The following is a 14,567-nucleotide window of genomic DNA, read 5'->3' on the forward strand; positions in this document are numbered from 1 at the left end:
TTCGGGGTCAGCTGTTCGAAGTTACCGCCAGTGGCGTTTTCGATAGTGACGCTGACAGTCGAGCCGTTGTTGTAGACATCGTTCGCCGGGGTCTGGAGATCAACGCTGCCCTGGGTCTTGCCGGCTTCAACAGTAATAGTCTGGCCGTTGGACAGAGTCACGGTCACCGGGGTCTGGGCAGGGTTGCTCAGGGTCACGGTGTAGGTGATCACGCCGCCTTCGGTCACGCTTGGCGAAGCGGTCAGGGTCGCGGTGGTGTTATCCACCGAGTCATTGATCGTGGTCTGAGCCGGAGTCGGGTTCGGGGTCAGTTGCTCGAAGTTACCGCCTGTGGCGTTTTCGATGGTGACGCTGACGGTCGAGCCGTTGTTGTAGACGTCGTTCGCCGGGGTCTGGAAATCAACGCTGCCCTGGGTCTTGCCGGCTTCAACAGTAATAGTCTGGCCGTTGGACAGGGTCACGGTGACCGGAGTCTGGGCAGGATTGCTCAGGGTCACGGTGTAGGTGATTACACCGCCTTCGGTCACCGACGGGTTCGCAGTCAGGGTCGCGGTGGTGTTGTCGACCGAATCGTTGATCGTGGTCTGAGCCGGGGTCGGATTCGGGGTCAGCTGTTCGAAGTTACCGCCAGTGGCGTTTTCGATGGTGACGCTGACAGTCGAGCCGTTGTTGTAGACGTCGTTCGCCGGGGTCTGGAAATCAACGCTGCCCTGGGTTTTACCCGCCTCAACGGTAATGGTCTGGCCGTTGGACAGAGTCACGGTGACCGGAGTCTGGGCAGGATTGCTCAGGGTCACGGTGTAGGTGATCACGCCGCCTTCGGTCACGCTTGGCGAAGCGGTCAGGGTCGCCGTGGTGTTGTCGACCGAGTCATTGATCGTGGTCTGAGCCGGGGTCGGATTCGGCGTCAGCTGCTCGAAGTTGCCACCAGTAGCACCAGTAATGGTTGTACTAACTGTCGAACCGTTGTTGTAGACATCATTCGCCGGGGTCTGGAAGTCGACACTGCCCTGGGTCTTGCCAGCCTCGATGGTGATGACCTGGCCATTGGACAGGGTAATGGTCACCGGAGTCTGGGCCGGGTTGCTCAGGGTCACGGTGTAAGTGATCACGCCACCTTCGGTCACCGACGGATTCGCCGTCAGCGTCGCCGTGGTGGTGTCGATGGTATCGGTAACCTGGGTAACTGCCGGCGTTTGCGGCACCGTCACCGTCAGGCCGTTGCCACCCGTGGTACCGGTAACGGTCGCCGAGATCTGGCCGCCGTCAATATAAGGCGTGTCATTTGCCGGAACGACGACGTTGACGCTACCGGTGGTCTGCCCCGCCGGGATGACGATTACGGCACCGTTCGACAGCGTAACAATCAGGTTGCTGGACGGGGCCTGGCCAACCGTGGCGGTATAGACGATGACGCCACCCGCTTCGCTGATGGAAGGAGTGGCGCCAAGAATCAGGTCAGTAGCAACGTTGGTGTCCGTCGTCGGTGTGGTCACCAGGTTATTGTTGGTGTCACCCAGCAGGCCGACTTCTTCACTGTCCAGTGTGGCTGCAAAGCCAAGCCCCTCAGTGGGGAAGCCAACAGTAGGGTCAACCCGGCCCGCTGTTTCTTCGAGCATCACGAAGCTGTGGCCACCGCCCAGCGCGCCACCACCGCCTGCTGCCGATGGGCCGGCCGCGGTAGCCTCCAGCTCGGTAGTCGGGTCGACACCCGCAGCGATCGCCTGCTGCAACTCCTCCACCGACGGCGCGGCCTGTGCAGTCGCCTGGCTCAGGTCTGTGCTGCTGTCAGGCGTGTCGGCGCTCCACTGGCTGTCACGGCCCAAGTCAAGCAGGCGGCCATCGGCCAGCTCCAGAGTAACTGCGCCACCAGGGCCAGTGAGCACCTCCTCACCAGCCAACAGGCGGTCCCCTTCGATGAGCACACGACGAATGCCCTCTGGGGATACCGCAATAACCTGGCCGACAATGCTTTTGACGATGGCTACAACGCTGCTCATTGGACTCTCCGTGTGACCCGATGGGTACTTCCCTGCCAGAGCGGCACTTGCAAGCCACTTCAGGCGGAACTGATGTCGATGTTCTCTTGACGCCTTATTGCGTCAATATTCCGTCTATAACTTTTTGAAACCGTAATACTGCCAAAGTATTGACCTTATACAGGCCATCCTAAACAATCGGCAATGTAATGTCACATTGATATTTGTAGGTTAGCCAACCGTTTGCACAGGACCAATGTCGTACATCATCGAAAACGCGCCGGCCTTCAAGTTCAGCTGCTTTTCCCATGCGTTGCCAGATGCAATTGCAGGCCTTTGCAGTACCGTTCATCAGCTACCGACACGGTCGTTGGCGTCAACATTCCGGTCACTTCCAATGACCCAGGCATGTGATCGCTTACAAGCATAAACCTTGCCTGAAATCGCCCGGAAAAGAGCTCCAAACCCAAGCAGCACAAGGGCCCCACTCGCACCTTGGGCAACCAGAGCCTGCTACTGGCTGCCCCCAACCAGAACGATTTGCCGCAGATCAGACAGATAGCGATCCCGCACGCGAATACTGGCATGGGAATGATGGCAAACCATCGGTGATTACAGAACCACGGTTCAACCTGCAAACGCACTTAGCGCGATGAATTTTAATGATCTACCCGCCTGAAAACGTCAACAAATCAGCGCCTGTTTAATGACAAGCCCGTGAACTGATAATTCACCCACACAGCGTTGTCTGGATGGCAGGCTATGCTGCACATGAGCCTGATCCCAAACTGGATCAGAAATGAAACACCAGTTGCATTGCAGCATCTATGCAGTAGCAATAACGACGTAGAATTGTTTACTCAGTATCGATTCAAGGCGACCATTGGCCAGCTGCCCTGCAGCGCCATTGATCGCAAGGGTGAACCGGCCAAGCCTGAACGGCGGCACACCCACCCCACCCACCACAAGGATGAAGAGAGCGCCGCGTGGAATCTGAAGTCAGTCGAGTCCAACTCAGCCATGATCCACGCAGTCAGCATGACGATCCCTTGCTGGATAGTCTGCTGAGCCTGTGTGTCCTGCACCAGAAACCCGCCAGTCGGGTCATGCTGACCACCGGCCTGCCGCTGCCCGCCCAGCGTCTGAGCCCCGAGCTGCTACCCCGCGCCGCTGCCCGCGCCGGCCTGCAAGGGCGCCTGTTGCAGCGCAAGCTGGAGCAGATCCCGAGCATTGCCATGCCGGCGATGCTGTTGCTCAAGGAAGGCCGCAGCGCCGTCCTGCTGGGCTGGGAGAACGAAGACACCGCGCGCCTGCTGCTCAGTGAGAGCGATGGCGGCGAAGTGCATGTCAGCCGCGAAGCGCTGCTAAGCGACTACAGCGGCCGAGTGTTCTTCGCCCAGCCGCAGCACAAGTTCGACGTCAACCACGGCAACCTCATCCCGCGGGCGAAGTCGTGGTTCCGCGATACCTTGCTGCGCAGCAAGTGGCTGTATATCGATGCCATCGCCGCCAGCCTGGTGATCAACCTGATCGCCCTGGCCGCGCCGCTGTTCGTGATGAACGTGTATGACCGGGTGGTGCCCAACCAGGCTACCTCGACGCTCTGGGTGCTGGCCGTCGGTATCGCCGGTGCCTATATCTTCGACCTGATCCTCAAGGGCCTGCGCGGCTTGTGCCTGGACCTGGCCGGCAAGAAGACAGACTTGATCATTTCCGCGACGCTGTTCGAGCGTATTGTTGGCATGTCGATGAAGTACCGGCCGGCAAGGGTCGGCAGCTTTGCCCAGAACATTCACGAGTTCCAGGGGCTGCGCGACTTCCTCGCCTCGCTGACCCTCACCAGCCTGATCGACCTGCCGTTCACCGTCCTGATCCTGATCGTAATCGCCGTCATTGGTGGCCACCTGGTGTGGATCCCGATCATCGCCTTCCCGTTGGCCCTGGGCATCGGCTACGCCCTGCAACGGCCACTGATGGCGACCATGGAGCGGACCATGGCCCTGGCTTCGGAGCGCCAGTCCAGCCTGATCGAGACCCTGGCCGGCCTGGATGCGGTAAAGGTCAACAACGCCGAAAGCGAACGCCAGTACATGTGGGAGCAGACCCTCGGCACCCTCAGCCGCCTGGAGCTGCGCGTCAAGGTGCTGTCGAGCCTGGCGATGAACATCACCATGCTGATCCAGCAACTGGCAGGCGTGGCGATGATCTGCGTCGGTGTGTACCTGATCATCGACGGTAACCTGAGCATGGGCGGCCTGGTGGCCTGCTACATGCTCAGCGGCCGCGCGCTCGGCCCGCTGGGGTCGCTCAACGGCCTGCTCGCCCGCTACCAGCAAGCCAAGGTGACCATGGTCTCCACCGACCACATGATGGAGCTGCCGCAAGAGCGCAACTTCGAAGAGCGCCCTTTGAGCCGCAAGGTGCTACAGGGCAGCGTCGAGTTCCGTGGGGTGGACTTCACCTACCCGAACCAGCAGAACCTGGCGCTGAAGAACATCAACCTGATCATCCGACCCGGCGAGAAAGTCGGCATCATCGGCCGCAGCGGCTCGGGCAAAAGCTCCCTGGCCAAGCTCATTGTCGGCCTGTACGAGGCCGATGGCGGCTCACTGCTGGTCGATGGCGTGGACATTCGCCAGATCGACGTCAGCGAACTGCGCCACAACATCGGCTATGTACCCCAGGACATCCAGCTCCTGGCTGGCACACTGCGCGACAACCTGGTCAGCGGCGCCCGCTATATCGAGGACGAGCTGATCCTGCAAGCGGCCGAGCTGGCAGGCGTGCATGAATTCGCCCGCCTGCACCCGGACGGCTACGAGCTGCAAGTTGGGGAACGCGGGCAGAACCTGTCCGGTGGCCAGCGGCAGAACGTTGCCCTGGGCCGTGCACTGCTGCTCAACCCACAGATCCTGCTGCTGGACGAGCCGACCAGCGCCATGGACAACACCGGCGAAGAACGCCTCAAACAGCGCCTGCAAGCCGTGGTGGAGGGCAAGACGGTGCTGTTGGTCACGCACCGTGCCTCGCTGCTGTCGCTGGTGGACCGGCTGATCGTGATCGATCGCGGGCAGATAGTCGCCGACGGCCCGAAAGCCGCGGTCATGGATGCGCTGAAGAAGGGGCAGATCAGTGTTGCATAAGCTGGATATGGGGCAATTCAAGGATGGCCTGCGGCGCTATTTCAAAGGCTCCGATTCACTGGGCGGCCAACCGCTGCCAGAGGTCAACAAGGCCCTGATCGAGGACGCGCCAAGGGTGGTGCGGATGACCATCTGGGGCGTGATCCTGTTCTTCGTGTTCCTGATCGTGTGGGCCAGCGTAGCGCCCATTGATGAGGTCACGCGGGGCGAAGGCAAGGCTATCCCATCTTCCAAGGTGCAGAAGATCCAGAACCTTGAGGGCGGCATCGTCGCCGAGATCTTCGCCAAGGAAGGGCAGATTGTCGAAGTGGGCCAGCCGTTGCTGCGCCTGGACGAAACCCGCTTCGCGTCCAACGTTGGCGAGACCGAGGCCGATCGCCTGGCCATGGCCCTGCGGGTGGAACGGTTGAGTGCCGAGGTGCAAGACAGCCCGCTGAAAATCGACGAAGCGCTGCGCAAGGCTGCACCTAGCCAGGCGGCCAGTGAAGAGTCGCTGTACCAGAGCCGGCGCCAGCAACTGCAGGACGAGATTGGCGGCCTGCAGCAGCAGTTGGTCCAGCGCCAGCAGGAGCTTCGCGAATACAGTTCCAAACGCGCCCAGTACGCCAACAGCCTTGAGCTGCTGCGCAAGGAAATCGGCATGTCCGAACCGCTGGTGGCTACCGGAGCGATTTCCCAGGTAGAAGTGCTGCGCCTGCGCCGTGCCGAAGTTGAAAACCGCGGCCAGCTGGACTCCACCGCGCTGGCAATCCCCCGGGCCGAAGCGGCCATCCGCGAGGTGCAAAGCAAGATCGAGGAAACCCGAGGCAAATTCCGCAGTGAAGCGCTGACCCAGCTGAACGAGGCGCGCACCGAGTTGAACAAGGCTACCGCCACCAGCAAGGCGCTGGACGACCGGGTACACCGCACCCTGGTCACTTCGCCGGTTCGCGGCATCGTCAAGCAGTTGCTGGTGAACACCATCGGCGGGGTAATCCAGCCTGGTAGCGATATCATCGAAGTGGTACCACTGGACGATACGCTGGTGATCGAAGCGAAGATCCTGCCCAAGGACATCGCCTTCCTGCACCCTGGCCAGGAAGCGACAGTCAAGTTCACGGCCTATGACTACACCATCTACGGTGGGCTAAAGGCCAAACTGGAACAGATTGGCGCCGACACCATCACCGACGAAGACAAGAAAACCACCTACTACCTGATCAAGCTGCGCACCGATCGCAGCCACCTGGGAACGGATGAGAAGCCGTTGCTGATCATTCCGGGGATGGTGGCGACGGTGGATATCATGACCGGCAAGAAGACCATCATGAGCTACCTGCTCAAGCCGATCATGAAAGCGCGGTCGGAGGCGCTGCGCGAGCGGTGATAGCCAACCCACTCGTCTCGCGATCGCTGTAGGAGCGGCCTTGTGTCGCGAAAGGGCCGCAAAGCGGCCCCAGGATTTCAGCAGCGATGCATAAAGTGCCGGGGCTGCTGCGCAGCCCTTTCGCGACACAAGGCCGCTCCTACAACAGATCGCGCAAGGCCAGTCAGCGCCAGGGCGCAGGTTCGCCAACCAGCTGCCCCTGAATCCCGCCTACACCCATTTCCTTCAACACCAGCCGCTCCCCTTCGGTCTCGACCCGCTCGGCAATCAGCGGCAGGTCAATGCTGTGCGCCGCACGCTGGATCGCCTCGATGAACAGCCGTTTGTGCTGCTCATGGTCGATGTTGCGGATGTAGCTGCCATCAATCTTCAGATACGCCAGGCCCAGGTGCGCCAGGTTGCCGATCATGCTGAAACGCCCGCCAAATCGTTGCAGCGCCAGGCCGAAGCCAAGTGCGTGCAAGCGTCGGGTCAGTTGCTCCAGGGCAGCCTGCTCGGGCAACTGTTCTTCACCAATTTCAAATACCAGGCGCGGCCCCATGGCCGCGTTCTGGCTCAGCAGCTCAAAAACGCGCTGCAAGGCCTTGGGGTCGGCCAGCGTGGCGGCCGAAAGGTTTAGCGCCAAGACCTGATCATGCCCACGCAGGTGCGCCAGCACCTTCTCCAGCACCAGCACGTCCAGCCGTGGCATCCAGCCAAAACGCTCCAGCCATGGCAGGAAGCGGCCCGCCGGCAGTGCCTCGCCCTGGCCATCCTGCAAACGCGAAATCACTTTGTGGTGTATCACCCGTTGTGCCGTACCTGAATCCACCACAGGCTGGAAGAACAGTTCGAAATGCCCGTTGATGAAGGCTTGGTCGAGCCGCTCATGCCAGTCATGCTGGCTGTCCGCCGCAACAGCAGCCACGCCTTGCTCAAGGCACACCCAGCCTGGCGTCGGCTGGTTTTCGGCGCGGGCGAGCGCCTCGTCGGCGAGCTTGAGCAACGCTTGCGGTGCATCCCCTGGGCTGAATGGCGCAAGGCCGATGCAGGCCACCGGGTCGATATCACTGGCACCGGTCTCATGCAGGCTTTGCAGGGTCGCTTCCAGCGCCTGGGCAAGATTTACCGCTTCTTCATGCACCATGCCCGGCGCCAGCACGGCAAACTCGCCGCCGCGGCTGCGGGAAATCAGGTCATTGGTTTCCGGGAAACTGGCACAGGTGCGGCGCAACTGCTCCCCCACGGCCTGCAACAGCTGGTCGGTGCGCTGGCCGCCAAGGCGGGCGTTCAGGCCCGCCAGGCCTTGCACCCGCAACAGCAGCAGATAGCCTGCGCGTGCGTCCTCCAGGTTGCTCACCCGGGTATTGAGCTGCATCTCGAAATAGCGGCGGTTGGACAGCCCGGTCAGGCTATCCTGGTAAGACTCGGCACGCAGGCGCTCACTGCGTTCGGCCTGTTCAGTAAACAGTGCCTTGAGTTTCTCGACCATCTGGTTCATTGCCTGCACCACACGGCGCAGCTCCGGCGTACGCGGCAACTCTGGCAGGCTGAGGAATTCGCGGCGGGCAATGGCGTGGGATTGCTCGACCATGTAGTCCAGCGGCCGCAACTGGCGGCGCAACAACAAGGCACCCAGCACGGCACTGGCGGCACCGCACAGCAGCAACCAGCCCAGGCTTCCCAGGGCGCTTTGCCAGAGCTTGGCAATTGCGAACATCGGGTGGCTGATGACTTCTACGCGCGCGGCCTGCTGCCAGCCACGGCTGACGATGGCATCACCGCCAGCCGCCTCAAGGCCGATCAGGTGCACGAACCAGCGCGGCACACCGCCAGGGTCCGGCTCGGCGTGGCGTTCCACCAGCACGGCATTGGAACCCAGGTCGACGACCTTGATGCTTGAATAGTAACCGCTGTCGAAGATCGAACTGACCATCAGCTCGACCATCGCCGGGTCGTCGATATTCGGCGTCAGCGACAGGGCCAACGCGGTCGCTGCATCCTGGGCATGCGAGCGCAGCTGGTTGACGTACTGGCTGCGCGAGCTTTCCAGGCTGACCATGAAACTGCCACTGAAGGCGACCACCAGGAACAGGCAAATGGCCAACAGCAATTGTTTGAACAGTGACATCTGTGCTCCTTCAGTAAACAGGCTCGGCCGGGAACCCTTCGGCCTGCATTTTCTTCAGCAAATCCTGCCAGCGTGAGAGCCGCTTGGTATCGCCGACCTTCTTGTTACCCGCAGCCCCCGTCAGCCACAGCCCCTCGCCATTGAAGGCATACACCGGCAACAGGTCGGTACGCTGGCTTGCCGGCTTGATGGCGTCCATCAGGCTATCAAGCACCAAAGGCTGGGCCTGTGGATTTGAATAATAGGTCAGGACCATGTGCGCTCGGTTCTGCCGCAACGCCTTGACGTAGGTGATGCGCAGTTTTTCACTGGGGATGCCCATGCGCCGCAGGCTGAAATACTTGGCGATGGCGTAGTCCTCGCAGTCCCCGGCACCTTTGATCAAGGCCTGCACCGGCGTGGCCCAGTAGTCGACCTCGTGCCACAGGTCGATGTCCTCTACATAGCGCAACTGCTGGTTGAAGAAGCGGTTGACCACTTGCAACCGCTCAAGCTCAGTGCCTTGCTTTTGCGTGGCCATCAAGTTCTGCCAGGCGTCTATACGGCCCTGCCCGGCCCCCAATGGGCCATACAGGGCCTGCGACTTGCGGCTGATCTGGGAGAAATCCCAATCCGCGTGCAAGCCGCCCAGCAGTAGACTGCCAAGCAGCGCGGCAAAGCCGATACGTCGCACAACGGTTTTGAGCACCCAGGATATCGCCACTGCGAAGCCCTGTTCAGACCAGTCGAAAGCAGCGATGGTGGGGCTTGCCACGGTAAAAGACAATGGCACCCTGCAATCATGCATCCGCCTGTCAGCCCGCCTACACTTTCTGTTTATAACCTTCTATAGGCCGCTTCCTTTGGCTGGCGACTTAATCCACCATAGCCGCGCTTTTGGGGCGTCCGTTCCAGTCAGGGCTCAGGTTTGACACCCCCATGGGCTGTTACTAGTGTCATTGGATCCAACTTTAGTCATCGTTGAGGCAGTCGTCGCGTGGCCGAAAAAATCAAATTGAGCAATGTGCTGGCCAGCGAGCAGCTGTCGCCGCATCAGGCCCGTACCGTGATCGAAGAACGCCTGCGCAGCGCCATTCTCGATGGCCGCCTGCCCCCAGGCACCGCCGTGCGCCAACAAGAGCTTGCTACCTTGTTTGGCGTAAGCCGCATGCCCGTGCGCGAGGCCCTGCGCCAGCTTGAAGCGCAATCGTTGCTGAACGTGGAGATGCACAAAGGCGCTGTGGTTGCGCCATTGATCGGCGAGGATGCGGTAGATACCTATGCCCTGCGCGTACTGCTTGAGAGCGAGGCACTGCGCCAGTCTATCCCTCTGCTTGATGCCAGCGACCTCGCCAGCGCCCGTGGCTATATCCAGCAACTGGAAAACGAAACCCGACACGCCGAAATCGGCCGCCTGAACCGGCTGTTCCACATGTCGCTGTACAGCAAGGCACCCAACAAGAAGCTGCTGCGCCTGATCGAAAACGAACTGAACGAGGAAGAGCGCTTTCTGCGCTTCCACCTCTCCTCCATGGGGCTGGGCAAGCTCACCCAGGACGATCACAACGCGCTGGTGAATGCGGCCAGCGACAAGCTGGTTGACGAGGCGGTAGCGGTGCTGGAACAGCATCTCAACAGCGGGGCGCGGGTGATCCGTAATTACCTGGATACGCAGTTGCTGCGATAGTTCGTTACTGGCTTTACGCCCTGCGCGAGCGGATGGGTTGCAAATTGATTCTGCCCCGCCAACAATGAGACTAATTATCATTCATGTCCATTGATGCCGGCGCCCTCCTCCATGCCCAGCAACGACTGCGTGCAAACGCTCTACAGTGACCACCACGGCTGGTTGCATAGCTGGTTACGCAGCAAACTCGGCAATGCCGCTGATGCTGCCGACCTAGCTCAGGACACTTTCGTCCGTTTACTGCAACGCCGCGAAACCTTGCAGCTGAACACCCCTCGGGCTTTCCTGCGCACGGTAGCGCGTGGGCTGGTGATCGACCACTGGCGCCGCGAGGAACTGCACAAGGCCTACCTGGAGGCATTGGCCCACCTGCCGGAGGCACAGGCCCCCTCGGCCGAAACACGCGAGCTGTTGCTGGAGTTGCTTGAGCGTATTTCACGCATGCTCGACGGCCTCAAACCCAAAGTGCGCCGCGCATTCCTGCTGGCTCAATGTGAAGGGCTGAAACACCAGGCCATCGCCGAGCAGATGGGCATCTCCGTGCGCACCGTAGAGCGCTACATTGCCGATGCGCTCTACCACTGCTACATGCTGCGCTACGAAGACGAGTGCTGAATCGATGGTCGCCGCCCGCCCTGATGCAAAAGTGGTCAAGCAGGCCATCCAGTGGATGCTACGGCTTCGTGAAAGCGGCCATGACCCGGCTCTGCAACAACAGTGCACGCAATGGCGCAGTGCCCGGCTCGAACACGAACAGGCCTGGCAACGGGTGACCCACCTGCATCAGGACCTCGACCTGCGCACCATCCCCGGTGCCGGGCTGGCTCTGCAAACCCTGGAAACCAGCCAGCAGCGCTTGCACCGTCGGCAGGCGCTGAAGCTGCTTGGCGGCGTTGTCATCGCGGGATCGGCGACATGGCTGGCCAACGACCTGGATGTCGTCACTGCCTGGGCGTCGGACTACGCCACCGGCACGGGCGAACGACGCACCTTGACGCTGCCCGACGGTTCACTGATGCAACTCAATACCCACAGTGCCGTGGACCTGGCCTTCAGTGGCCAGCAGCGCCTGGTCCGCCTGAAGCACGGGGAACTGATGATTACCTGCCGCTCGCAGCACTCTGTACTGGTACAAACACGCGACGCGCTGCTGGAAGGCTTCGAAGGGCGCTTTGCCGCTTACCAGGACGGCGACTGCACGCGTGTCAGCGTCAGCCACGGAAAGGTGGCCATACACCGTCCTGGCAATGGCCAACAGCAATGGATCGAAAGTGGCCAGGACTGGCGCCTGGATGCTCAAGGTGCGCACCGGCTCGCGCACGTGGATATGGACGCGATGGCCTGGGCTGAAGGGCTGATCGTTACTCAGGACATGCGCCTTCGCGAATTCCTCAGGCAGGTCAGCCGATATCGCCATGGTTACCTGAGCTGCGGCGACGATATTGCCGACTTGCGCTTGTCAGGGGTATTTCGCCTCGAAGACCCGGAGCAATTGCTTCATCTGCTGCCACAGACGCTGCCTGTGCGGCTGCGTCAGCGAACACGCTGGTGGGTGCGTGTAGAGAGCATGACCTGATAAGGCCTTGCGCCTTTTTATGGCGGGTTTTGAATTCCGGTCCGGCTAGGACTGTAAGCGACCCCTTCTGCCCTCAACACTTCAACGGACCCTTCATGTCTATCAACCCGGTGTTCCAATCAACCGATTTTCGACCTGCCCAACAATCAATACGGTTACGCCAAGCTATCCGGGCGGCTCTGTTTGGTACCGCCTTGGGCCTGGCAGCTACCTCGCAACTTTCCGTAGCGGCGCAAGCGGCCCAGGTAAGTCATCAATATGCTATCCCGGGCGGCCAACTGGCCGACGTGCTCAATCAGTTCGCCCGCCAGGCCGGCATTACCCTTTCAAGCACGCCTCAGCTCACCGATGGCCTGCGTTCCAACGGCCTGCAGGGGCAGTACGCCAACGATCAGGCGCTGCGCCAACTGCTCAATGGCAGCGGGCTTGAGGCCGTCAGTCAGGACGGACGTAGCTATGTGCTGCAAGCACAGGCTCAGGATGCTGCACTTTCATTGCCAGATACCGATATCCGTAGCTTCACCCTTGGCAATGCATTGGGCAGCATGGAGGGGTACAACGCCACGCACAGCCAGGTGGCGACCAAGACCAGCATGCCGTTGGTTGAGACATCCCAATCGGTCTCGGTGGTGACCCGCCAGCAGATGGATGATCAGGGCTCACAGACCGTTGCCCAGGCCATGCGCTACACACCCGGGGTACTGACCAACCCTTACGGTGCCACCCATCGGTACGACTATGTGGCCATGCGCGGCTTCAATGATGGCTCGGTGGACAACATCTACGTCGATGGACTGAAGTCGATGGGCGACAACGGCACCTACAGCACCATGCAGGTAGACCCGTACTTCCTTGAGCGCATCGACATTCTCAAAGGGCCATCTTCGGTACTGTATGGGCGAAGCTCACCGGGTGGCCTGGTGGCCCTGACCACCAAGAAGCCGTTGTTTACCCCCTTCCATCAGGTTCAGGCCACGGTCGGCACCCAAGGCCAGCGTGGGGTGGGCTTTGATTTCAGCGGGCCTGTGGATGACGACAAGCGCATCGCCTATCGCCTGACCGGCCTGGCGGATGCTTCCGACACTCAGTTCGACCACAGCAAGGAAGAACGCTACGCCATTGCGCCGGCGATCAGCATCGACTTCACTGAAGACACCTCGCTCACGCTGCAGGCGTATCTACAGCATGACCCTAATGGTGGGTACCACGGCGGCAACCCTGCAGACGGCATGCTGCACAAGCGCAACGGCTTGCGCCTGTCAGACCACTTCTTCGAGGGTGAACCGGGCATCGACAACTACGAGCGCACACAGCAGTCCTTCAGCTACCAGTTCGAGCACCGCTTCAATGATGTGTTCACCGCGCGGCAGAACTTCCGCTACCAGGATTCCGACGTGTCCATGGACCAGGTGTATTCGGCCGGTTGGGCGGATGCCGACAGCAACATTCTAAACCGCGCCTATACCGGCGGCGACGAACGCCTGCATTCGTACATCATCGACAACATGCTGCAGGCGGAATTTTTCACTGGGGCTGCCAAACACACCCTGCTGCTGGGCACCGACTACCAGCGGCGCAAGGCTGACGTCGCTTGGCGTTATGGCACGGTAAACCCACTGGACGCCGGCAACCCGCAGTATGGCAATGGCAACCTTCAGGTCCTGGGTGAAAACCGCTACCAGCGGCGCTTGCAGCAAACAGGCGTGTATCTGCAGGACCTGGTGGAGCTGGAGCAGTGGCGCTTCTCCCTGGGGCTTCGCCAGGACTGGGTGAAGGTGTCCGAAGAGAATCGCGACAGCGATACCAAGGTCAGCGATCAGCGCTCCAGGTTCACAACCCGGGCCGGGGTGCTCTACCTGTTCGAGAACGGCATTGCGCCCTATGTCAGCTACTCGGAGTCGTTCAACCCCAATACCGTGTCCGACCAGGAAGGTCGCCCGCTGGCACCGACCGAGGGTACTCAATGGGAAGCGGGCATAAAGTATCAGCCACCGGGTAGCGACAACCTGTTCACCGCATCGGTGTTCCGCATCGAACAGGAAAGCCTGGCCTCGAAGCAGCCTGACGAAAACTTCTATCGGCCAGTAGGTGAAGTACGCTCGCAAGGGCTGGAGCTGGAAGCCCATGTTCAGCTGACCGACAGCCTCAAACTGTTGGGTGGCTATACCTTTACCGATATCGAGTATTCCAAGTCGATGCCAAGCCTGGTGTCGGGCAGTCTCGATAACAAGGGCAACTCGCCGACCCAGGCGCCGAAGCAGATGTTCTCGCTGTGGGCTGACTACAACATCCACCAGGGGCCCCTGGATGGCCTGCGGCTGGGCGGTGGCGTGCGGTATGTAGGGTACAGCTGGGTGGATGCGGAAAACAGCATGAAGGTGCCTTCCTACACCCTGTTCGACGCTTCGATCGGCTATGACCTGGGCAAAGTAGGCCTCAAGGGCATGGATGTGCGCCTTAACGCCAACAACCTTACCAACGAAAGCTACATCACTTCCTGTGCCAGCCTGAACTACTGCTACATGGGTGAAGAGCGTAACGTCAGCGCAACGGTCAGCTATCAGTTTTGACCGATATTGAACCCCGGAAAAGACAAAGCCCCTGTCTGCATCGCAGACAGGGGCTTTGGGTTTGAATCTTGACGATGACCTACTCTCACATGGGGAAACCCCACACTACCATCGGCGATGCATCGTTTCACTGCTGAGTTCGGGATGGGATCAGGTG

General features: G+C 60.6%; 10 protein-coding genes and 1 rRNA gene. 7 read left to right on the plus strand and 4 right to left on the minus strand.

All coding sequences use genetic code 11. From position 1 onward, the window contains the following. A partial coding sequence (locus ACQKPZ_RS26475) for a retention module-containing protein (RefSeq protein WP_427543939.1) occupies nucleotides 1–2,000 on the minus strand: 2,000 nt, incomplete at its 3' end. Nucleotides 2,001–2,750: 750 nt separating this feature from the next. Here ACQKPZ_RS26475 and ACQKPZ_RS26480 point away from each other — a divergent pair. Genes ACQKPZ_RS26480 through ACQKPZ_RS26490 form a run of 3 tightly spaced genes read left to right on the plus strand, consistent with a single transcriptional unit; the run spans nucleotide 2,751 to nucleotide 6,488 of the window. Next, nucleotides 2,751–3,047 carry a hypothetical protein gene (locus tag ACQKPZ_RS26480; protein ID WP_427543954.1) on the plus strand — a complete coding sequence of 99 codons (297 nt, stop codon included), beginning with the start codon at nucleotides 2,751–2,753 and terminating at the stop codon, nucleotides 3,045–3,047. Further along, nucleotides 2,966–5,122 (plus strand): type I secretion system permease/ATPase, encoded by a 2,157-nt coding sequence (locus ACQKPZ_RS26485; protein WP_391138014.1) that lies wholly within the window; start codon nucleotides 2,966–2,968, stop codon nucleotides 5,120–5,122. Before ACQKPZ_RS26480 ends, ACQKPZ_RS26485 begins: the two co-directional genes overlap by 82 nt. A gap of 7 nt (nucleotides 5,123–5,129) precedes the next feature. Beyond that, nucleotides 5,130–6,488 carry an HlyD family type I secretion periplasmic adaptor subunit gene (locus tag ACQKPZ_RS26490; protein WP_391138020.1) on the plus strand — a complete coding sequence of 453 codons (1,359 nt, stop codon included), beginning with the start codon at nucleotides 5,130–5,132 and terminating at the stop codon, nucleotides 6,486–6,488. Between the two features lie 163 nt (nucleotides 6,489–6,651). Here the strand turns inward: ACQKPZ_RS26490 and lapD are convergent, their stop codons facing one another. Next, entirely contained in the window at nucleotides 6,652–8,598 is a 1,947-nt protein-coding gene (lapD, locus tag ACQKPZ_RS26495) for a cyclic di-GMP receptor LapD (protein WP_427543942.1), read from the minus strand. Nucleotides 8,599–8,608: 10 nt separating this feature from the next. After that, nucleotides 8,609–9,370, minus strand: coding sequence for a cysteine protease LapG (lapG, locus tag ACQKPZ_RS26500; RefSeq protein ID WP_391138008.1), 762 nt, complete (start codon nucleotides 9,368–9,370; stop codon nucleotides 8,609–8,611). 204 nt (nucleotides 9,371–9,574) lie between these two features. Between lapG and ACQKPZ_RS26505 the strand changes: the two genes are divergently transcribed. The 4 genes from ACQKPZ_RS26505 (at nucleotide 9,575) to ACQKPZ_RS26520 (ending at nucleotide 14,410) form a co-directional block, all read left to right on the plus strand. Next, nucleotides 9,575–10,264 (plus strand): GntR family transcriptional regulator, encoded by a 690-nt coding sequence (locus ACQKPZ_RS26505; protein WP_391138005.1) that lies wholly within the window; start codon nucleotides 9,575–9,577, stop codon nucleotides 10,262–10,264. Nucleotides 10,265–10,375: 111 nt separating this feature from the next. Beyond that, nucleotides 10,376–10,879 (plus strand): sigma-70 family RNA polymerase sigma factor, encoded by a 504-nt coding sequence (locus ACQKPZ_RS26510; RefSeq protein WP_427543945.1) that lies wholly within the window; start codon nucleotides 10,376–10,378, stop codon nucleotides 10,877–10,879. Between the two features lie 4 nt (nucleotides 10,880–10,883). Next, nucleotides 10,884–11,840, plus strand: a complete 957-nt coding sequence (locus ACQKPZ_RS26515; RefSeq protein WP_427543948.1) for a FecR family protein — start codon at nucleotides 10,884–10,886, stop codon at nucleotides 11,838–11,840. A 95-nt stretch (nucleotides 11,841–11,935) separates the two neighbouring features. Next, complete coding sequence (locus ACQKPZ_RS26520; protein ID WP_427543951.1) at nucleotides 11,936–14,410, plus strand: TonB-dependent siderophore receptor; 2,475 nt, start codon at nucleotides 11,936–11,938, stop codon at nucleotides 14,408–14,410. 66 nt (nucleotides 14,411–14,476) lie between these two features. Here ACQKPZ_RS26520 and rrf read toward each other — a convergent pair. Continuing rightward, nucleotides 14,477–14,567: ribosomal RNA gene (rrf, locus tag ACQKPZ_RS26525) — 5S ribosomal RNA — on the minus strand; the annotation flags it as partial.

It is taken from the genome of Pseudomonas sp. NPDC089547 (assembly GCF_050280665.1).
Classification (GTDB): domain Bacteria; phylum Pseudomonadota; class Gammaproteobacteria; order Pseudomonadales; family Pseudomonadaceae; genus Aquipseudomonas.